The sequence below is a fragment of the Rummeliibacillus sp. SL167 genome (assembly GCF_007896505.1).
Taxonomy (GTDB): Bacteria; Bacillota; Bacilli; order Bacillales_A; family Planococcaceae; genus Rummeliibacillus; species Rummeliibacillus suwonensis.
Genome location: NZ_VCBM01000001.1, coordinates 288,966 through 309,447, shown reverse-complemented (window position 1 = coordinate 309,447; position 20,482 = coordinate 288,966). Strand labels below are relative to the sequence as shown.

The window sequence follows — 20,482 nt, the reverse complement described above, 5'->3', positions numbered from 1 at the left end:
AAGATTTCTTAAAATCCATCTCTTAATTTTATGAATTCGTTTGTAACCTCTTTAGCCTTCATTAAAATTCAAAGGATCTAATGATTTTATTGAAATGTTTTTCGATTCTTTCATCCTTATTACATGTCTTTTCTGCATCTAAGCATTTCCCATGACCATGAAGCTCTACAGCTTTTGTATCATGTTTTTTTGAGTAAATAACTGCGAAAAATAAACTATAAGTACCTTTTTTATCATGCATGATATAACATTCCTTTTCATCATCTTCAAAATGTTTAATTTCTTCTTTATTTAAAATTTCTTTCATCTCTTCAACCATTTCATCTCCATCTTTCCTAGAAAATTCACTATCAAAATAGGTCATGTCTTGATAAATCTTCAGATTGTCAGGTTTATCTTCGAAACTGACCGTGATACTTTCAGAATTTGTATTATCTCTCTCGCGAAAATCATCGACAATAGCATCCTTATAAAACAATATCTTATATCCCTTTGTCTTGGAGGTAAACGTTAGATAATCCTTTTCTTTCGGATTGATGGATAAGAATTGGGATGTGAAATCATCTTTCATCGCTCTTGAGTTTAATAATTTCTGTTCGTCTGCATTTTTAGCTTTTGTAGTATCCTCTTTGTCTACACTTATATCCACATTGCATCCTCCTAGTAAGGTGGTTGTTATAATGAGAAATAAACTTACTATTATGAAATCTCCCTTTTTAAATAATTTCATTTATTTACTCCTGTTTTTAAGATTTCTTAAAATCCATCTCTTAATTTTATGAATTCGTTTGTAACCCTCTTTAGCTTTCATCAAAATTCAAAAGATCTAATAATTTTATTGAAATGTTTTTCGATTCTTTCATCCTTTGCATTACATGTCTTATCTACATCTGAGCAGCTTCCATAACCATAAAACTCGACACTTTTTGTATCATGTTTTTTGGAATGAATAACTGCGTAAAAGAAGCTATAAGGTATTTTTTCGTCATATTTAAATATTTTTCCGGTATAATATACATTTTCATCATCCTCAAAATGCTTAATCTTTTCTCCCTTTAGTTCTTCTTTCATTTCTCCAACTAAATAATCTACATTCGCACCTAAATGTTCGCTATCATAATAAGTCATATCTTGGTAAACTAATAAATTATCTGGTTTATATTCAAACGTTACAGTCAATCGTTCAAAAATCTTGCCATGAATTTCGTAAAAATCATTGACAATGGCATCTTTATAAAACAGCATCTTATACCCCTTTGTCCCAGAGGTAAATGTTAAATAATCTTTTTCTTTTGGATTGTTGGATAAGAATTTTGCTGAATAGGCATCTTTCATTGCCCTTGAATTTAATAGTTTTTCCTCATTTGGATCTACACTTTTGTCTGGGGCTTTATCTACACTGATATTCACATTGCATCCGCCCATAAAAAAAGAGGAGATTATTGTAAAAAAAAGAATAAAAACTAACTTCTTTACATGGTTCAGTATCATATTATCAAACCCACATCGTTAAATTTTGATTCCCATTGTTCAATAAAATGGTCATTAATTCATCATTTATGGATAAATATTACATGATTTAGCTATCAAAGTAAAAATCATATTTTCCTATATTTACATTGGTAATTTATTACTACAATAAAACTAAAAATTTAGATATTTCAGTTTTTATATTTACGATGAATTCTTTTAAATTCTCCAAAAACCCTTATAATGATCACGTTTTTAACAAGTTTCTTCCAAAAGCAATGTTTCCATATCATAACATTTTATACAGGAAATAAGTCACATAAAACTTACCAGTCCCATATTTTCCTGTTTTTTATTTTTAAAAAATTTATAGTTATTTTCTCCTTTTTTTTACGCGGCTCAACTAAATCAAAACAAGCTATCTTTTCTCTTATAACTATTTGATTTTTTATATAATCATTTTTCAAATAATCATTTTTTTAACTCAAACATAAGTCTTTCTCCTTTTTTCATTAAATCGCCCTGTAACTTTCGTATTATTTCCGCTTATTTTAGGTTAAAAATCTTCAGGTATGTTAATTAGAAAAAAATTCGGATCACTATTTACTACAATTCTAAAAGGCCTCGTATTTTTAGATTAAACCGGATCATCGACACGTCTGAAAAATCTTATTTCATCATCCAGCTACTTATATTTTCAAAACTAAATGAACCGCTCCAGCAACATCAAACATGAGAAATTTTTCTTTTAAATCCCCTTTGTAGAAGTCCTCTATCATTTTATCGAGTTCGTTTTATTTTAAAAATTTAGAAAAAATTAACATAGATTTAATAATAAAAGATTACAATAAGAAAAAATACCTTTATTTATAAGGAGTTCTTATGCATTTTTTACTAAATTCCGAGGATTTACCCGCTAACTTTTTTTCATATGTTCATTATTTGTTCAACCGTCGCCATGAAAATCTACTCGATTACAAAAGATACCATGAATTAAAAAGAATATTGAAAAATGAAAAACTCGATACGTTTTTCCAGCCGATCGTTGACTTAAAAACAAGTGAAACATTTGGGTTTGAAGCATTAAACCGTCCAACAAAATCTCATTTATTTTCAACTACTGATGCTTTTTATGATTTTGTTGGAACGACAGATATGATTTTTGAGTTTGAAAAATTTTGCAGGAATCTTTCTCTTCAAAGATATGTGGCTAGATTAAATAAAGAGACAATTATAAAAAAACACTACACATTATTTTTAAACATTCATCCCTCTATATTATTGGATAAAAATTATCATATGGGCGAAACGATGCAGCTTCTAAACGAAATGGGCGTCCAGCCAAATCAAATTGTATTCGAATTAACGGAACGTAGTGCGGTTACGGATTATCGAGAGTTTGAGCGAGTACTCTCTAACTATCGCTCACAAGGTTACCGTATTGCTATTGATGATGTAGGTTCTGGCTACAATAGCTTAAAAACACTCATCTATTTAAGGCCCGAGTTTATGAAATTAGATTGTTCTCTTATACAAAGCATTCATCAAAATGATGCCGCACAAAAACTGGTTTCATTGATCTACGAATATGCCACGCAATCCAATACAAAAATAATTGCAGAGGGAATCGAGCAAATAGAAGAAATAGCATACCTTCAATCCATTGGTATTCACTTCGGACAAGGTTATGCATTAGGAAAACCAAAAACAGAAATTACTGACGGAAGTATTCCAAATCGTTAACCAAACGATTTGGCATTTTGTTGCAGGAGTGAGGAAGTTATGGCAAATAAAGGGGTAGTAGTAACAACTATTGGTCAAATCGTGAAAACAGTTCCCTCAATCGACCCAACAGTCAAAAATAAAGAAGTAGACAAATTATTTGTCGAAAATCCCAATATGAGAGGAATTGTCGTTGTACATCATGAAAAACCAATTGCACATATAACGAGAACACATTTCTATCAAAAAATCGGAACATTATATGGTTATAATCTTTATATGGGAAGAGAAAACAACTTGCTGTCCAAACAAAATCCACTCATTGTAGAATATTGTCAGCCCATCACAGAAGTTAGTAAACTGGCTATGGCAAGAAAAGAAGAAGATTTATACGATGACGTAATTGTCACAAAAGAAGGAAAATATATAGGAGTTGTCAGTATCAGAGCATTATTGATGAATTTTGTTGAAATACAAGTAGAAATGGCGAGTTTTTTAAATCCATTAAGCAGTCTTCCTGGCAATCGCCTAATTGAAAAAAAATTAAGTGAAGTGTTGACCTTGGAAATGTATAGCATTATGTATTTTGATCTCGATCACTTCAAAGCCTATAATGATTTATATGGCTTCAATAAGGGAGATAAGGTACTGCTCCATCTAACCGAAATACTGAAAAAAAACGTTCAGCAACTTGGCTATTTTCTAGGTCACATTGGTGGGGATGATTTTATGGCCATCCTTCCGCATTATGAAGTAGACGACATTTGTTCGCAAATTATTAATGATTTCGATACGACCATTTTAAACTTTTATAATCCTAAGCATCTTCTAGATCCTCATTTTCAAATAAAAGGTCGGTCTGAGGATATGGAGCCATTTACTATCATCTCCCTATCCATCGCTGTATTAACAAATAAAAAAAAGAATTACGAAAAAGTCGAAAACATTTCAGATGCAGTTGCATCGGTCAAAAGAAAATGCAAACAGATAAAGAAAAGTTGCTATTTAATCGACGAAAGTGATTGCATGACAATGAAATCAAACTAAGGAAAACTCACTATTATATATCATCCATCATCCGTAAAGTGAAACTCCATCATTAGGGGTTTTCTTCATCCCCCACTGATGGTTAGCTAAACCAATCGAGCTTTTACGGGCAGTTAATCTCCCATCTAACTTCCTTACTTTCGCTGAATTTTGAGGTGGTAGTATACTGCCCATTAATGCGGGATAAAGAAAGACTTCATGCATTCTGTAAAACATGGAGTATGGTAAAAAAAGAAAAACATCTTAGAACTCTTTTAAATAAAAGTTTTAAGATGTTTTTAAATTTGCTTACATTTGCCCAAATTAAAGTAAATTCTAGCTTGGATAAAAACAGCTTCTTTAAACATGATATTACGACATATTACTACAAAAAAGTCGCATCAATAGAGATTGTATCACGATCAATTATGAAAAACTTTTGTAATATTTTATTTTTTTACTAGAGCATCTATCATTTCTGTTGTAAACTGATATATAGGAAGAAAGACCTTTTTTTCTTTGATGAGTTGTGATGGCTTTATTTGATCAAAAAAGTTCTTCCTTTTTTAGACTTTGCCTTTATACAAACTATTTTATACGCTCAAAGATTGTAAAAAAAAGGGTGATTTGGATGAAAAGTAAATTAAATACATATATAAAGCCATTATTTTCTATTCCTTTATTTTCTATTCGTATATAGTATTTTTGTATAGCAAATTCATATTGTGACAAATAAATAAAAAGGCTAAGATTAGTATAGGTATGAGAAAATAGCTAAAAGAAGGGCGATCATATGAATCACATTGTTGCTACGGGAGTAGGCGTAATTAGTCCAAAAGTAGAGAATATCAAAGATTTCTTGAATGTTCTTCAAACAGGAGAAAATACTTTAAAAGAAAACAGCACACTTATGCCGCATGAAAAAAAATCAACCATTTTAGGAATAGTCGAAAATGGATTAGAAGAATATCAAAATAATCCTGCATATAAACGTTATAGCAAGGCTATGTTACTAGGCATAAAGGCAGCAAAAGAAGCGATCGCATCTGCAAATATCGACCTTACTTCTCTGCGAGTGGGGTTATTTGTAGGAACGGCTATAGGCGGTATCTCCGAGGAAGGTTTTCTTAAATCTATTGCTCTTATGGAAGAAGACCCTAATAAAATGGTCACTCATTTTATCCATTTTGCAAATCATCATAGCCTTACATCGGCAATTGGTCATGATTTAGGAATCAAAGGTATTGAAAAAACAATTAGTACAGGTTGTACCTCTAGTTTAGAAGCAATAGAAATTGCCATGCTATACTTAAAGAACGGACTCATAGATGTGGCTGTGGTAGGTGGAGTAGACAGCGCCATGTCAAAGACAACAAATCAAGCCTTTATAAAAAATAGATCCATAACGATCAATCAAACATTAGAAGAAGGGGCCATTCCATTTAGTAAAAGTAGTAGAGGTTTTGCTATTGCGGAGGCAGCAGCCTTTCTAATCTTAGAAAGAGAAGAAGATGCCCTAAAAAGAAATATAGAAATCTTAGGTGAAATAGAACAAGTCATCTCTAACAATGATGGGATCGGTGCTTTTTCCACCGATACTAAGGGCGAACAATTAAAAAATTTAGTGCAACAAATTGCATATAATAGAAAACCTGACTACGTCAATAGTCAAGCATTAGGGATTCAAATAAACGATCAAATAGAAAAAAGGTGTTCAAAAGAAGTTTTCAATCATGAAGTGCCTTATACATCTATAAAAGCAATGGTTGGTAACCCTTTCGGAGCAGCAGGTGCTATACAAGTTATTTCTGGGTTGTTAAGCATTAAATATGGGTTTATCCCTCCTACTATAAAAACGCAAAAGCTGGGATATGAAGAAATGTTTATCAATACAGCTATTCAATATAAAGAGATTAACGAAGTACTAGTGACCAATCATGGACTTGGTGGAAATAATGCGGTTGCCTATTTAAAAAAAGTATAAAACAGGTGTGAGTAAATAAATGTATATAATAGGAATTTTAATAATCGCAATTGGTTTCATACCACTAATCTTAGCAAAATTCATTTTTCAAGTATTACGGGGTACACAACTCTCCATACCGTTGTCCATTTACATGGTCCTCATGTTTTCTTGGCAAATGGATATAGGGATACTTTATTTTTATGAATTGCTACCTAAAAATGTGATTATGTGGGTTTTCAAATTATTTAGATTTGCCGTTTTATACTTTTTCCCTGTTATGATTTACATAAGTTATAAAATGTATAATGATGTAATACTGAGGGATAATCATAATAAACTTTTATCAATGATTGTAAGCAAAAAAATGTTTTGGATAACTTTTATCGTAAGCACGTTTTTATATATTTTAAACTGGACGCCCTATGGAATTTCCGATATGCATTATGTAGAGCTCATCTATAAAAAGGACTTATTTTATTTATATCCTATTAGCAGCCCTACACAGGCTTATTTCTTTATTACAGAAGTTCTATTATCCATCATAGTGAGTATCAGTAGCTTCATGTTTATAAGTAAAGTCCAAAGCAGAACGATTAAACGTTTTATGGCAGCTTTTTTCAGCTATTCGACTGTATTAATATTATGCGGAACGGTTAACCTGATCCCGAATTTAGGAAGCTTAGTGACGAGTATTTTTGTGATTATCTTCTCCATAGGATTAATGCTTTCATTTTTTAGATTGCATCTTGAGCAAAATGAGCAATTTCGTGTATTGATGGAACGGGAAAAGAAAATGGATTATATAGGTAGTCTATCTTCTTCTCTTATTCATGAAATCCGAAATCCACTCCATATTATTAAAAACTTCTCCATTGTTCTTGAGAAAAATGAAAAATTGTCAGAGAATGGTGTGGAATACTTAAAGTATATAAATTCTGCTACGAATCAACTAGAAAATATTGTGGAAAATTTTACAGATTACATGAAAAACAAAAAGCCAGAACTTGAAAAAGTGGATTTGAATGAAATCATTGATCATGCAATCTATTTAACGAATGAGAACACAAAAGAAAATCGTGTAAACGTGATATTTGAGAAAAAATATGAAAAGCTCAAGATATTAGCAAACCCAATTTCTTTCACTCAAGTACTTGTAAATATTATAAAGAATTGCGCAGAGTCCATTCCAGAAGAACGACAACAACGCCTGATCAGCATAGATACTATGTATTCTAATGGGCTTGTCTACATCCACATAAAAGATACAGGAAAGGGTATTCCACAGGAAGAATGGGATAAGATTTTTAATCCTTTCGTAAGCGATAAAGAGAAAGGAATGGGCATCGGTTTAGCCTTCAGTCGAAAAATCATGTATGAGCACAGTGGTGATTTAAAGGTTTTAAACAGTACTCCAGAAGGAACAGAATTCCAAATAACGATACCTCAACATAATGTATGGTAAAAAACAGAAGCATCAAGTGAATTTTGCACAATGGAGGATTTTCTTCCTCCCCCACTGTGGATCAATAAATAAGTTGCGCTGTAAATCGTGTTATTCACCTTCTTCCATTTTTAAAACCTAATCATCCGCTCCTATCATCTATTTACTAATTTGCCTTCACTTCGTTCACTGCTAAAAATTTGTTAATGATTGTTTTATTTTATGCACCTCCCTCTTTTCTCAAAAGAAAAAGACGAACAATCCAGCTTATTGTTCATCTCCCTCTTAACTTAAAAATATATTCATTTATTTAAAGCCGTTCATAATAATAGGTATTGATAGTAGCAAAATTGAAATGGATACGATTGACCATGTTACTTTAGAAGGTAGCTTTTTAGCCCCCTCTGTATAAAATCCTGTAAATTGTAGTTTATTATTGTAAATAACATAAACAAGAAGAAAAATAGCGAATTCTGTTATATAAAAATAATTGTCCGTTCCAATACCGATTAAATCATATAGTTTTCTTATAGGATAAGATATGATAGCCATTAATAAAAATAACAAAATGAGCACTCGAAAAAATTCTAAAAACACTCTTATAATCACTTTACTGCATCTCCTAAATTTTCCTTTAATTTAAGCATAAGTATTACTTATTTCTGTATCGAAGTCAATCATGATTTTTTAACTTTCGGAAGTTGATTCCATTATCAAGCGTGTTGATTATCCAATTTAGCCCATAAAAATAGGGGGATTCGTTGATTACAGCGAAGACTTGCTCGCTTTCCTGAGGGCGAATATTGGGGGCAATAGAATGTTGACCAAGTAGTCTAAGTCTAAGAGGCCACGCCCTGTGGCAATGTCTTCGGAATCAACATCATATCCGGGCACCGAGGAGACTGAAGCCAAACCCGTGGAAAGCGCCAACAACACGTTTAGAATTGACAAAAAATGACCTTTTAATTAAATGCCAAACAAATACTTTCTGGACTCATTTCTATTTTTCCATGGAAGTTATTCAATTTTTCTATCGATCATTGTTACTTTTCCATTTTTATCCACCTTATCAGTACCTTCTTCTAAATTACCTTTGTTCTCCCATTTTATATAATAGGCATTCCCTTTTATTTTTGTTGAAATGATTTTGGGCGAACCATTTCCATTATTATTATAGTCAATCACTATTTGTTCCGCTTCCTTTTGGAATAGTGAGTCTTCTATGTTAGAACATCCAACACAAAAATACTAAAAGTAAAAAGCATAGACTCATAGGTATAAAATTTTCTATTTTTCAATTACGCCCCTCCTTTTATTTTTACTAAAATTATTTTCCTTTTTCAACTTATACTCTGAAATATATATGGCAAATAAAATCAAAAAAGCACCCAAAAATTCAATATTGCTTATTACCTCTCTTAAAAAAATATATGAAAATAACGTTGCAAATAAAGGTTCCGTAAGTTCTAAAAGCTGCACTTTGTTTGCCTCTAAGAAGGTTAATGCTTTAGTTGTGCAATAAAATCCGCCAATCGTAGGAAGTATAGCCAAAGCTATTAACGAAGGCATAGAGGAATCATTTGGAATAACGATCTCCTCTTTATAAAATGGTATAAACAAATAAATAATTCCAAAGAGCATAAAGTACCAAATTAGCGCTAATCCGCCTTCTAAATTAAACTTTTTTGTCAATACCAAAAACAGACCATATCCACATCCTGCAATCGCAGCAAATAACGTACCGATTGATACGGCATTTGATACTCCTGAAGCAAATTCCATTATAAATAAGCCTACAACTAACAATACAAGACCTATATAATTCATAACACTTTTCTTTTCCTTTAATATGATTGTGCTGAATACAAATGTTGTAAGTACCGATGTTCCCAATAAAATGAATACAATGTATGGTACCTTATCATATTTATATCCTGTTGTTTCAAAGAAATATAATACAAAAATCCCCAAAAAAGAGCATATCGCAATATGTAAGATCTTTTTAGTTAATCTTTTTATTTCTTTTCTCATTTTTAAATTAAATAATGCAATAATAGATAAACCAATAAATGCAAATACACATTTATAGAAAGAAACTGCCGAAGATGTTAAATCACTGTCAAATAGACCTTTACTAAGTATTCCAACTGTTCCATTTAATAAAGCTGCCCCTAACGCCAGCACTATGCCCATACCATATTTACTTTTCATTTGCAAAATTCCTTATTTCATTATTTTTAATCCAATCAAGCATCAATGATAGATTCGAATTTGAAGCCATAAATACTTCTCCCATTTGATCATTCACTTCCTAATAATCAGTATCTTTCATCATAATTTTATCATCTCAATAAGGAATAATCACAATTAATACATATTTTGTATAAATCCCCTTTAATTATATCCCTCTATTTTGAAATTAGTGAAGTTGTTTATAAATTAGTCACAATTTAATGACTTTTTAATTCCATATTTTTGTATAATTAACTGTGAAAGGTAGGTGATGAATGTGGTAAACAATGCTGATCTAAATAATCCAGATGATTTCAAAAATCTTACTGAAGAGCAACAAGAGATTCTTCAAGACTGGATTTTAAAAAATTTAGAACGTGATAACCGATTTGATCTTGCTACCAATTCTTACGATTTAAAGCATATTTTTAGCGATTCGTTAAATGGTTTTTATATCACTAACGGGCAATTTAAAGGTGCTATGCTTGCAGCTGGTTACGAAGTGAAAGATGAACTACTGGAAAATTGGTGCTTCAATGTCTCGAAACGCTCAATTGATCAAGTCAAAGAAACAATCTATTTAATGTAATGTCTCAGTTCCATGGGATCCTACAGCATTTACACTATGTGATCTTAGATATTTAACAAACGCTGATTTTGTCGTCAGATTTTGAGGACCTTCCACGATGATTGGGCTACCTACTTTAATAGCAATATTCAGTCTGTCAATATCGTGATTAGATAAAATATTTTGAAGATACTCATAATCATGTTCCATTATCTTTTCCTCACTCGTTGTTCCAGTAGCTTGTGAGGATTTTTATTTTCACTCATAACCGATGCTTTGTGTTGCACAGTACAACACAAAGTTTCAAAAATTAATTCTTATAAAGAAAAAAGCCCCAAAACCTCATATATCAAGGTTTTAAAGCTATTTTAGAGCCACTCAAATCCATGCAATTGATACCCGGGAGAGAGTGCAAAAAACTTATATATCAATAACTTAAACTATCTTTGTATACCAATCGGGGAAAACCACTGAGAAGGTTGAAGCGTATTTCCTAGATAACAAAATCATTCTGTTGTATTTCAAACAATTAATCAATCTGCTGGAAAACAGACTTATTAGACTTAAACTTAATAATCCTACACACATCCATATTTTTAATATCCTTGCATTTTTCAAAATAATCAGTCCTCCCCCATTTCTCTTTGTACCTTCCCACCTAAATACCCGTCGATTAAAAACTTACAGATAGTTGTAACTTCAATTTACTTTCTAATGATTCCTTCTTTATTTCACATGAAACTTTCCTAGTTTGTTCATAATGTTTTCTTTACTGGCAAGACAATTTTCGTTACCATGCAAGACAATTCGATTAGAATAATTTTTATTTTCTTCAACTTTTCACTTTCTTAAATTGATTATTATCTTTTAACATTCCAACTGTATTCTTTGCGAAGGAAATCAATCATGTTTATAAATCTGTCCGCTTGGATAAGTTTCATATTATGAAGAAAGTCATACATTAAAGATTGGAGGTGATAATAAAATGAATCATAGCTCCATGCAGAGTTCTGCAAACATGGAAATCCTTAATGATCTTTCAAAAGCAATTAATGGAGAATACCATGCTATTTATTGCTATGAATTATTAGCTAATCAAGTTCCTAATTCTTGGGTGAAAAATAGAATCCTTGAAATCAGGAATGATGAAATCCGGCATTATCAAACTTTTGCCCAAATTTATTCTTCCTTAACTGGAAATCAGCCTTCTCCACAAATAACACAACCATGTCCAAATGATTATAAAAGTGGAGTTCAAGCTGCATTTGTAGATGAACAGGAAACGGTAGATTTTTACCATGAAATCGCAAGAAGATACAACAATGAAAATATCAGAAATGCATTTACACATGCCTCTGCTGATGAACAAAACCACGCTGTTTGGTTCTTATATTTCATGAATCATCAATAATTAGAAATAACATAACATACTGGCTACTTAATAATTAATATTATTATTTTTCTATGCTACTTCTCCAAACTATTACCGCATTGACATAGTGATTATTAGTTCTAGACATTTACCTTAATTCATAAATTTTAAAAAATGAGGTGTTTTAATATGTCGAACTTCAATTATCTATGTCATCAATATGCTCAAATTGTTAATGGGAAAGCTAATGTGAAACATGAAGTTTGTTCAGTTGAAATCAATCGGAATCTCCATGTCACTATTCAAGGACGTCCAAGTCACAGTGTACTTCATGCAGGAATATCGTTTGAATCATTGGATTACAAAGGAGATGCACTGAATCTTGGAGAAGTTGTCCTTTTAGAAGAAGAACTCCAACCTTTTGTTAATGTATTAGTCCGTAATCATCAATTATAAGTGCCATTCATAATCACTGGATTTTTACCAACCCCAATATTTTATATATTCATTTTCAATCTGTAGAACCTCCGTTAACGTTTGCACAAAAAGTTGCAGAAGCATTTAGTGTTCTAAAACATTAGTTTCATTGACTCTTTGAATAAATAATTCTTAACAAGGTATGGCTTTTTCTGTTATATTTAAAAATTAATTTGGTTCCACCTAATATATTAAAACTACGCAAAATAAACATATTAACATTAGTAGTACAAACCCGGACCATAGTTTGTACTACTATTTTTTTAGTAGAAGTGAAGGAAAATCGACCAGTCTCTGAAATCATTTTAGAGTCCTTATCAATAAACAGACTAACTTCACACCCTTATATGAATCAGTTTAATATGTTGGGTTCAAGAGATCGTATAAGAAAATGGAATCAATAAGGTGATATGAAAACTTTTATGATTGGCTAAAAAATGCGAATGAAACATGTTGTGGCTTTTGATGTCAGTATAGGCAAGAGCACCATGGTAATTTACAATCAGTATCGTCATTGTGAAGGTGAAAAAGAAATGAAGCAGTAGCGTCATGCTTTTGAGCAACTTCACAAAACACTCCGAACACTGACAATACAGGAGGGACAAGTGTAGGCAAGCACCTATTGACCTGCCGTTGCGACTTGGATGTTACAGCCTGCTTTCAATCAATTATTTTTCTTATGGTTATCTTTCATTCATATAAATGTCGTATCCCGTCTTAACTCATTACTCCCTACATACGTCTTCCAAATTCCCTTGTTTTCTGAAAATCATTAACATATCCCAATGTAGGATTCTGATTCGATTATGCTCATGTTTTAAAAGAAAAAGAAGAACGCGATGAAACTATTTCCGCAAAAGTATTTGCAGATATGCGAATCAGTTAATCTTGTCTTGTGTTTTGTCTTGTGTAGCACAACACATAGTTCCAAATACATCAATTCTCACAAAAAAGAAAAAAGCCCCAAACCCCTTATATATCAAGGTTTCAAGGCTATTTTAGATTTACTCAAATCCAAGCAAATCCACGCAAACTATGTCCCAGGAGGGATTCGAACCCCCGACCCCAAAAACAATAAGGTAACAAGTTACCTTTTTTTGAGAAGGCCACAATGCTCTAAAACGTTGAGTCAGTTGATTTGATGTTAAAAGTTGTATCAAAGTGAAGGACACTAGGGATTAGAACATTTACAGAAATAAGTACGTAATCATTTTCCTACATATATTATATAGATATTCATAATAATTTACTATTATATTAATGTGTTATAAGGTTGCCTTGTATCTTATTTCATCAAAATTCATAGTATAAATTTTGCATTCTCCGACCTAAAGTGCTCTTTTGCTGAACCTTTTCTATAAGGAACATCATATTTTTTTCTGATATGTTTTAATTCATTTAAATATAAATCAACTTTTCTATCATTTTCTATACTCTTTACTGCCGCAATTAACCCTTGAAAGCTATTCAATTCATCTACAAAATCAATTTTTGTAAAAGCATTTGGATTTTTATCCATTTCTTTCACTTTCTCATAAGAATTTTGCACTTTTTTCAATAGTTTTTTAGGAGCCTTTACTTCTCCTGAATCACCTAGAAATACTCCTGTTACTTCTACTCCTTTTTTTACCATTAACTTTGATTTAGTAGGATGGATTTTAAAATGATATCTTTCTATTATTTGAGAACATTTTCTCTTTAAAGATTTAGAAATAAATTTATCAGAAGAGAAAGTTAAATCATCATAATAACAACTAAATTGCATTCCATTCTCCACTGCCAAATGTAATAATTCTTGATACATTGCTGCATAAGATAAGTAACTTAATACTGGACTTGTTGGATACCCCTGTGGTAAGTATCTTCCTTCTCTATTTTCGCACTGAACTGTTACAAAATCCGTTAATATTTTCGCTAAATCATTTGCCATCCCAAATCTATCTTTAAATAAATTATATATGTAAGAATCTGAGGTAGATGGGAAAAAGTTTTGAATATCTATAAGCATAAGATATTTTTTTGTTCTATGAATAGACGCATTTTGTATATGGCTTCTCTCTTTAATACCCCCATATACGTATGAAGGTATTCCTACTTGCATTAATAATCCTACCAATTTTTTTAATGCTTTTTTATGTTCATTTTTTGGATTATATAAATCTCTTTTCTTACCATTTATAGTGGAAAGTTCCGTAGGTAATTTATATGGCACAAACTCTTCTATTACATTTTTTAATCTTTTTTTATCTACTTTTAATAAGTCTGCTAATATTTTCTTGTTAGATAAACCATATAGTTTACTATTATTAAAGTTCATAAAAAAACTCCTTCTTATTTAAAGAATAAGAAAGAGTAGAAATTAGACCTTCGACGAAGTGGATAACGTAAGGAATAATGATAGTAAGACCTTTAAGAATCATAACAATCATTTTAAGTAAGAATTTAACGAATGGACCAATACCATTGTACAAAATCGCTAAAAAAAAGAACGTCTTAACATAGCTGATTTCTCCATCGTCTCCTCTTACATTTCCCGAAACCCAAGATTTCAACTGAATAGCTTTATGTTTAATTTTTTGCAAATTAGCATTACCTCCTATAAGTATTGAGGCTTGCGCCTCCCCCTTGCATATACTTACTAGGATTTTTAAAAGTTAAAATCTGTCTAAACAAGATTTCTACTCTTCATAGCTGGCTGTTATAGCCATCTTCCCCTTGCGTTTGGTCATCGATACGATGTACTGTTGCACATCATACAGGTGCTATTGCGCGTGCATACGAATGGCGATAATGCCGAAACGTTGTCGTATGAGGGTTTTTATTTCCCGTTGGATTAAATCCAACAAATTTATTGGCAAGGAATTATTGGCAACTATTCATAAAATATTATATTTCATACCAACTATAATTTAAATAATAAGTTTCCGCCATTTTTGTACCATATTAAGTATCTTCACAATTCAACGAATATAGGTATCATTTCCTTACAGCCTATTGTAAAGTATAGTATATAAGTACAATATAATCAGATAATAAATAGATTCATACAAAAACTGATACAATGCCTTTGTTAAAGCTAGTATTTTCATAGATACAGCGTTGAAATGAATTTTAAATAATTAGTTACTATTTTTTTCTATTTTTCTTTTTACTTTCTCTAGATTGCTTTCGTTTCTTCTTTTTTGAATCTTTCTTATTAGCTTTACTGTTATTTTTATTCTGTTTTAATTCTGGAGAGGGGTGTATTCTAGTAATACCTCTTTTTTCAAAATAAATTTCATCAAAAATTGTTGAAAAATCTGGGTGAAATCCTACCATTGTTTTTTCATCAACATATAAAGAATTTAAACTTCCATTTTCTAAGAAGTAACCCAGTATTTCTAATTCATCTGAAGCTACTAGATTTTCATGATATTCTTCTCTTTCCTGCAAGTATTGAATAAAAGTACTAATGGTACCTTGTTTATAGATGATTCCATCTAAGGCAGTTTCCAAATCATATAAGTTACAAGCCCACGCGTAAGGTTCTTCCTCTGGCTTTTCAAGTAAGTAGGATAAGTTTGTAGAGAGGATTCCCAAATCTTCGGCAGTTACAACAATAATAAATATCTTATTTATATTTTCTTTTTCTATTTTTACTAATTCATTCCCTTTTGAATCATATAAAACAGTCTCTTGGTTTTGCAAAATTAGATTTTTTAAATTTAACCCTTGGTCATATCCTTTTTGAATACCACCATCGCTTTTAAAATCTCTCTTTATTCTGTTGTAAGCTTTATCTGGGTCCCTAAATGGTGCTTTCACTTTTGAAGCTTTAACTTCTACTATAAAAAGCGTTTCTTTATATTTAATAAGTATGTCATGTTCATTTTGTGATTTGTCATTTTCAAATACAGAAGTGTAGTAGGTAGCTGAATCTTTAAATAGTTTCTTGAAAATTTCTAGTGTCTTATCCTCTGATTTATTGTCTCTATTCTTATAAAATCTTGCTTTATGTTCACTATCCTCTAGTAAAGAAGTAAGTTGAAGTTGTATTGCATGTATAATCTGTTTATATATAGGTACAAATAATAATTCATCAGATTTTCTCCAAATAGGAGATGATTCAAAAGGATTTGGTTCAGTATAATAGAAAAAATTTCTTTCCTCTCGTATCATTGAAAATAATTTGACAAAACTCTTTGTCACTTCTTCTCCAAACTCATCCTTTAAGTCTTCTACCTTAATATGGTGAACTAATTGTAATTCCTCACCCCATTTAATTGTGTAGGGAAGGTGAAGTTCTTTCCTTGCTTGTTCGAAAGAAACTTTCTTCTTTTTCATATAATGAAGAAATTGTTCCCGTTCTTCAAACATCTTAAAGTGTAATACTTGTATTTCATCAAACCTTTTTTGAAGATTATCCCTAATAAAAGTAAAAATTCTTATAAGTTCATCAACAGTTATACCTGTTTGTTCTTGAATATATTTATTAAATGGAGTAAACCAATTCCTTATCCTATCTATATCTTGTTCTTCATACGTTAAGGAATTGGTATTAAAATAATTCAAAAATACGGGCATACTTATTTTTCTTGACTCTAACCAGCGTTCGTCTACTTCTTGTCCTTCAATGGGAAAAAATATTTCTGTATATAAATCTGTAATATCATTTAGGTTATTTTTTATTTTTTCCATTGAAGGTTCTTTTTTTGTCGATATTTTTTTATCTTGTGTTGATAGTAATAAGCCAATTAAATACAAGTATTGTTTGAAAGGTGAATTTAATTGCGTCTTTTTAAATATACTCTCACTTATATCTACTGTGACACCAAATTCAGTAGCAACTAACCCAATTAGATTTTCTGTATCTATTTCACTAAGTATATCTTTTAAGCTATTTATTTTCTTTTCTAATTTATCATAAACACTAATACTCATACTCCAAGACCCTTCCATATTCTTAATTATCAAACAGTATATAGGTTTATTATACCAAAAATTTCCTAGTGTGGTATTGACTTATTTGTTTTTCTAAATCTGATTTATCAGATTGATTAGGAAACATTGGTCAAAAGATTATTATTATGAGTATTAGTCCTTAAAAAAAGCCAAAATAAAGTAATCAAAGTAATAATCCTCTACACATGAAATAGCTTGCATATTCATTACTATTTTCGTGTATGATTTCGCTGTTGTTTTCCATCAAACGCCAAAAATAGATAATTAAAAATCATACCTATAATAACCCAATTAATAATTTTATTCGTAAAGACATGAAAAATTTGAAAAGTGTAAATATAAGGATTATCTCCTATATCAGAAATATAATTAGTAAAAGTTGTTCCTATAGGTAAAGTATTTGAAATAATTAGACTTAAATAATAACTATCTAAAAACCCTAGTTTGACACCTTTAAATACAGATAAAAATAAATTATACCCAAAAGCAAAAGCTATGTCTGGAGCGACAAAGGTAAAAAGAAGAGTTAAGAATGATAGAGATAAAATTCCTTTATTAAATAAACTTTGTTCTTGAACTACTTCTTTAATCTTTTTTAAAAGCGAATAGATATTTCTAAAAACATAAACAACAGTTATTAAAGAAAATAGCCAACAAGAACAAACTATTAAAATTATAGAATTATTATATTTTGTGGTACTTAGCCATATCATCAATATAAAAATGACTACAAGGATTAAAAGAGCTTGCAACCACGGTATGAGTAATCTGTAAAAAGCCCAATCTGGCAAACTATTATAGTTTTTCTTGGAACTAGAATAATCAGAATAAATTAATATACTTAAACCTGAATTATTCATAGAATTTTATAAATAAGTTCCTAAAGCTGATAAATCAACTTTAGGAACTTATCATTTATGCATGAAATAAATGAAAAAAGAATCCGTTTCTGTTAAGGTTAAAACAACGATGAAATAACCAAAAGAAAGGATTCTCATAATGGCTACTTTACCTCAAATGACACTAAATTTCAATCATCAAATCAAACTATCCAATGATGGAGGCGCTCTTTCTTCGGATACAGGTGAATTTGTCTTTAGAGAATTTGATGAAAAAATTAATTTCTCCAAGACCCTTGCGAAACATCTCCATTTAAAAGATGAAAGACTGTTCTTTCTTCATTCCAATATCCATTTACTTCGTCAAAAAATTTATCAAACCATCGCCGGATATGCACAAGATGATGCTGCGGATCAATTGATAGATGATCCAGTATTTACGCGAGTAATTGGCACCAATCATTTAGCTTCTCAACCTAGTTTATCTCGATTTTATAAACGTTTTGATGCCCAATCGATTGCACAGTGTCACCAAGCCAATCAGGAATTACTCGATAAAATACATTCATTCAGAGGATCCCAAGCCCTTATCTTTGACTTAGATTCGACTCATTCAGATACCTATGGTCACCAAGAGTCTGCGGCCTACAATTCCCATTATGGAACAGTTGGTTTCCATCCACTCGTCGCTTTTGATGGGGGGACAGGAGACTTTTTAAAAGCTCAATTACGTCCTGGAAATGTGTATACTTCCAATGGGGTTGTCCCATTTATCCAACCGTTGATGGAACATTACAATGAAAAATTCCCTTCAACCACCTTATTTGTACGGGGAGACAGTGGTTTTGCCGTCCCTGGTTTATATGAATTATGTGAAAAAGAATCGGTTTATTATATTATCCGCTTAAAATCAAACGCGATTCTCCAACAACTTGCGGAAGAATACCACCCTTCCACTTCGCCTTCAGATATTACTAAAACAGAAGTCTATTATGAAGAAACCATTTATCAAGCAAAATCATGGGATCAACCCAGAAAAGTAATCATTTATTCGGTTCGCCCTGAAGGAGAACTTCTCTTTACGCATTCCTTTTTTGTGACGAATTTGAAAGAAGCTTTTTCTCCAAAAGCCATTGTCCGTAGTTATCAAAAAAGAGGAACGATGGAAAACTATATTAAAGAAGCCAAGAATGGCTTCAAATTGGATCAAATGAATAGCCACTCTTTCCAAGTAAATGAAGCCAAAATGATGGTAAGTCTTCTTGCGTATAACTTGACCAATTGGATGAGAACGCTCACTTTTCCAAAAGCACAAAGGAATATGCAAATGGAGACGATTCGCACGCGAATTATTAAAGTCGCAAGCAAATTAGTCCAATCAGGGCGATCTCTTTATTTTAAGATGGCCTCTAGTTTTGTGTACCAGAAATTCTTTTGGCAGGTACTCAATAACATTCAAAACCTACAGATAGAATAATTACTTCAATTTCTCTATCTCCATCTAAAAAAAACGTATTCTAATTCAAGGGAATAGTCTGCCCAAAAAAGCACTTTTTTAATGTAAAAAATGGTAAAAGGTATTTTTGGCAGGCAAATAAGCACTTTTTAAACTTAAAATGGAGAAAATAACTGATTTCCGTACTAAATCCACAACTTATGATGTGGCTGTGAATAATTCAGGTTTATTATATAAACAGGAGATGTCATGATAATTTCCAAAGTTTTTAAAATGGAAAAATTATCGGTGTAATTTAAGTCTTCAAACTCTCTCATGAATAATCTCAAATCTTCCGAAAGTAACTATTATATTTTTCTATATAATCTATATATTTATAGTAATACAAACTTTACTATTTCAGGAAGCGGTTGTACTTTATAGCATATAAAAGTTCTACTTTTGAACGATTTAAAAAATACTGAACAAATAATAGATTGGTAAAATTTACAACTAAAGGTAATATTGCTTTAATTAAACTTAGGCTACATCGTCCTTTGCGTTAAGAAAGGGGGTAAAGTCCTATGAAGAAAAAGTTCCATGATATCTTTAAAGTTCTTGTTCCAGTGACCACTGTCTTAACGAATCTCTGCAAAGCTGCTTATTTTGTAATAAAGACCGCATTAGACATGGTTAAATGATTAGATGGTTAAACACCTTACATAGTGTTGTTAGTAAACGGACCACTGACACCGAATCAGTGGAATGTAGCCACCCAGAATCCGACTGGGCATTTAGCGGGACGTTCCCGTTGAAAGCTACACATAATATGATTGAGGTTATTGGTGATGTTAGCGAGAAGGATACACCCGTTGCCATTCCGAACACGGAAGTTAAGTTTCTCTACGTTTAGGATAGTACATTTGTGCGAGAATAGAAAGTCGCCAACGTTTGATTAATCTACATAAAAACCCCCACTTGATTTCCGAGGTC

The 20,482-nt window shown here is 31.3% G+C and carries 16 protein-coding genes, 1 rRNA gene and 1 pseudogene; 9 read left to right on the top strand and 9 right to left on the bottom strand.

All coding sequences use genetic code 11. From position 1 onward, the window contains the following. Window positions 1-61: 61 nt before the first annotated feature. Window positions 62-730 carry a hypothetical protein gene (locus FEZ13_RS01270; RefSeq protein WP_146551143.1) on the bottom strand — a complete coding sequence of 223 codons (669 nt, stop codon included), beginning with the start codon at window positions 728-730 and terminating at the stop codon, window positions 62-64. 80 nt (window positions 731-810) lie between these two features. Next, window positions 811-1,410 carry a hypothetical protein gene (locus tag FEZ13_RS01265; RefSeq protein ID WP_146551142.1) on the bottom strand — a complete coding sequence of 200 codons (600 nt, stop codon included), beginning with the start codon at window positions 1,408-1,410 and terminating at the stop codon, window positions 811-813. 942 nt (window positions 1,411-2,352) lie between these two features. Between FEZ13_RS01265 and FEZ13_RS01260 the strand changes: the two genes are divergently transcribed. The 4 genes from FEZ13_RS01260 (at window position 2,353) to FEZ13_RS01245 (ending at window position 7,646) form a co-directional block, all read left to right on the top strand. Further along, window positions 2,353-3,213: an EAL domain-containing protein gene (locus FEZ13_RS01260; RefSeq protein ID WP_146551141.1), complete on the top strand. Its 861-nt coding sequence runs from the start codon at window positions 2,353-2,355 to the stop codon at window positions 3,211-3,213. Window positions 3,214-3,252: 39 nt separating this feature from the next. Beyond that, window positions 3,253-4,239, top strand: a complete 987-nt coding sequence (locus tag FEZ13_RS01255; RefSeq protein ID WP_146551140.1) for a GGDEF domain-containing protein — start codon at window positions 3,253-3,255, stop codon at window positions 4,237-4,239. Window positions 4,240-5,011: 772 nt separating this feature from the next. Continuing rightward, complete coding sequence (locus FEZ13_RS01250) at window positions 5,012-6,202, top strand: beta-ketoacyl synthase N-terminal-like domain-containing protein (RefSeq protein WP_146551139.1); 1,191 nt, start codon at window positions 5,012-5,014, stop codon at window positions 6,200-6,202. A gap of 418 nt (window positions 6,203-6,620) precedes the next feature. Next, window positions 6,621-7,646, top strand: coding sequence for a sensor histidine kinase (locus FEZ13_RS01245; RefSeq protein WP_186725715.1), 1,026 nt, complete (start codon window positions 6,621-6,623; stop codon window positions 7,644-7,646). A 285-nt stretch (window positions 7,647-7,931) separates the two neighbouring features. Here FEZ13_RS01245 and FEZ13_RS01240 read toward each other — a convergent pair whose 3' ends face one another. From FEZ13_RS01240 to FEZ13_RS01235, 3 genes are all read right to left on the bottom strand, one after another. Further along, complete coding sequence (locus tag FEZ13_RS01240; RefSeq protein ID WP_146548092.1) at window positions 7,932-8,234, bottom strand: hypothetical protein; 303 nt, start codon at window positions 8,232-8,234, stop codon at window positions 7,932-7,934. 408 nt (window positions 8,235-8,642) lie between these two features. Then, on the bottom strand, window positions 8,643-8,810 hold the full coding sequence (locus tag FEZ13_RS19240; RefSeq protein ID WP_186725714.1) for a hypothetical protein: 168 nt from the start codon (window positions 8,808-8,810) through the stop codon (window positions 8,643-8,645). Window positions 8,811-8,912: 102 nt separating this feature from the next. Continuing rightward, window positions 8,913-9,836, bottom strand: a complete 924-nt coding sequence (locus FEZ13_RS01235; RefSeq protein WP_146551137.1) for a DMT family transporter — start codon at window positions 9,834-9,836, stop codon at window positions 8,913-8,915. A 298-nt stretch (window positions 9,837-10,134) separates the two neighbouring features. Between FEZ13_RS01235 and FEZ13_RS01230 the strand changes: the two genes are divergently transcribed. The 3 genes and pseudogenes from FEZ13_RS01230 (at window position 10,135) to FEZ13_RS01220 (ending at window position 12,378) form a co-directional block, all read left to right on the top strand. Further along, on the top strand, window positions 10,135-10,446 hold the full coding sequence (locus FEZ13_RS01230) for a hypothetical protein (RefSeq protein ID WP_146551136.1): 312 nt from the start codon (window positions 10,135-10,137) through the stop codon (window positions 10,444-10,446). A 964-nt stretch (window positions 10,447-11,410) separates the two neighbouring features. After that, on the top strand, window positions 11,411-11,836 hold the full coding sequence (locus tag FEZ13_RS01225) for a ferritin family protein (protein WP_186725713.1): 426 nt from the start codon (window positions 11,411-11,413) through the stop codon (window positions 11,834-11,836). Between the two features lie 150 nt (window positions 11,837-11,986). Next, window positions 11,987-12,378, top strand: a pseudogene (locus tag FEZ13_RS01220) (DUF1259 domain-containing protein). A 1,196-nt stretch (window positions 12,379-13,574) separates the two neighbouring features. On the opposite strand, the gene FEZ13_RS01215 reads toward FEZ13_RS01220, so the two are convergent. The 4 genes from FEZ13_RS01215 to FEZ13_RS01200 all read right to left on the bottom strand — a co-directional run bounded on the left by FEZ13_RS01215 (window position 13,575) and on the right by FEZ13_RS01200 (window position 18,006). Beyond that, window positions 13,575-14,591 carry a reverse transcriptase family protein gene (locus tag FEZ13_RS01215; RefSeq protein WP_146551135.1) on the bottom strand — a complete coding sequence of 339 codons (1,017 nt, stop codon included), beginning with the start codon at window positions 14,589-14,591 and terminating at the stop codon, window positions 13,575-13,577. Continuing rightward, on the bottom strand, window positions 14,581-14,856 hold the full coding sequence (locus FEZ13_RS01210) for a hypothetical protein (protein WP_146551134.1): 276 nt from the start codon (window positions 14,854-14,856) through the stop codon (window positions 14,581-14,583). The genes FEZ13_RS01215 and FEZ13_RS01210 overlap by 11 nt, the downstream gene beginning before the upstream one ends. A 544-nt stretch (window positions 14,857-15,400) precedes the next feature. Next, window positions 15,401-17,194, bottom strand: coding sequence for a hypothetical protein (locus FEZ13_RS01205; protein ID WP_146551133.1), 1,794 nt, complete (start codon window positions 17,192-17,194; stop codon window positions 15,401-15,403). 230 nt (window positions 17,195-17,424) lie between these two features. Further along, window positions 17,425-18,006: a hypothetical protein gene (locus FEZ13_RS01200; RefSeq protein ID WP_146551132.1), complete on the bottom strand. Its 582-nt coding sequence runs from the start codon at window positions 18,004-18,006 to the stop codon at window positions 17,425-17,427. Window positions 18,007-18,214: 208 nt separating this feature from the next. Between FEZ13_RS01200 and FEZ13_RS01195 the strand changes: the two genes are divergently transcribed. Together FEZ13_RS01195 and rrf are read left to right on the top strand one after the other, a co-directional pair. After that, window positions 18,215-19,531 carry an IS1380 family transposase gene (locus FEZ13_RS01195; RefSeq protein ID WP_146551131.1) on the top strand — a complete coding sequence of 439 codons (1,317 nt, stop codon included), beginning with the start codon at window positions 18,215-18,217 and terminating at the stop codon, window positions 19,529-19,531. A gap of 799 nt (window positions 19,532-20,330) precedes the next feature. Beyond that, window positions 20,331-20,439, top strand: a 5S ribosomal RNA gene (gene rrf / locus FEZ13_RS01190). The last annotated feature ends 43 nt before the right edge of the window (window positions 20,440-20,482 follow it).

What these genes read in the sequence shown, in the direction of transcription:
- FEZ13_RS01195 (WP_146551131.1), top strand. Translation starts at nt 18,215, where the DNA reads ATGGCTACTTTACCTCAAATGACACTAAATTTCAATCATCAAATCAAA.
- FEZ13_RS01245 (WP_186725715.1), top strand. Translation starts at nt 6,621, where the DNA reads ATGCATTATGTAGAGCTCATCTATAAAAAGGACTTATTTTATTTATAT.
- FEZ13_RS01250 (WP_146551139.1), top strand. Translation starts at nt 5,012, where the DNA reads ATGAATCACATTGTTGCTACGGGAGTAGGCGTAATTAGTCCAAAAGTA.
- FEZ13_RS01205 (WP_146551133.1), bottom strand. Translation starts at nt 17,194, where the DNA reads ATGAGTATTAGTGTTTATGATAAATTAGAAAAGAAAATAAATAGCTTA.
- FEZ13_RS01225 (WP_186725713.1), top strand. Translation starts at nt 11,411, where the DNA reads ATGAATCATAGCTCCATGCAGAGTTCTGCAAACATGGAAATCCTTAAT.
- FEZ13_RS01260 (WP_146551141.1), top strand. Translation starts at nt 2,353, where the DNA reads ATGCATTTTTTACTAAATTCCGAGGATTTACCCGCTAACTTTTTTTCA.
- FEZ13_RS01235 (WP_146551137.1), bottom strand. Translation starts at nt 9,836, where the DNA reads ATGAAAAGTAAATATGGTATGGGCATAGTGCTGGCGTTAGGGGCAGCT.
- FEZ13_RS01255 (WP_146551140.1), top strand. Translation starts at nt 3,253, where the DNA reads ATGGCAAATAAAGGGGTAGTAGTAACAACTATTGGTCAAATCGTGAAA.
- FEZ13_RS01270 (WP_146551143.1), bottom strand. Translation starts at nt 730, where the DNA reads ATGAAATTATTTAAAAAGGGAGATTTCATAATAGTAAGTTTATTTCTC.
- FEZ13_RS01215 (WP_146551135.1), bottom strand. Translation starts at nt 14,591, where the DNA reads ATGAACTTTAATAATAGTAAACTATATGGTTTATCTAACAAGAAAATA.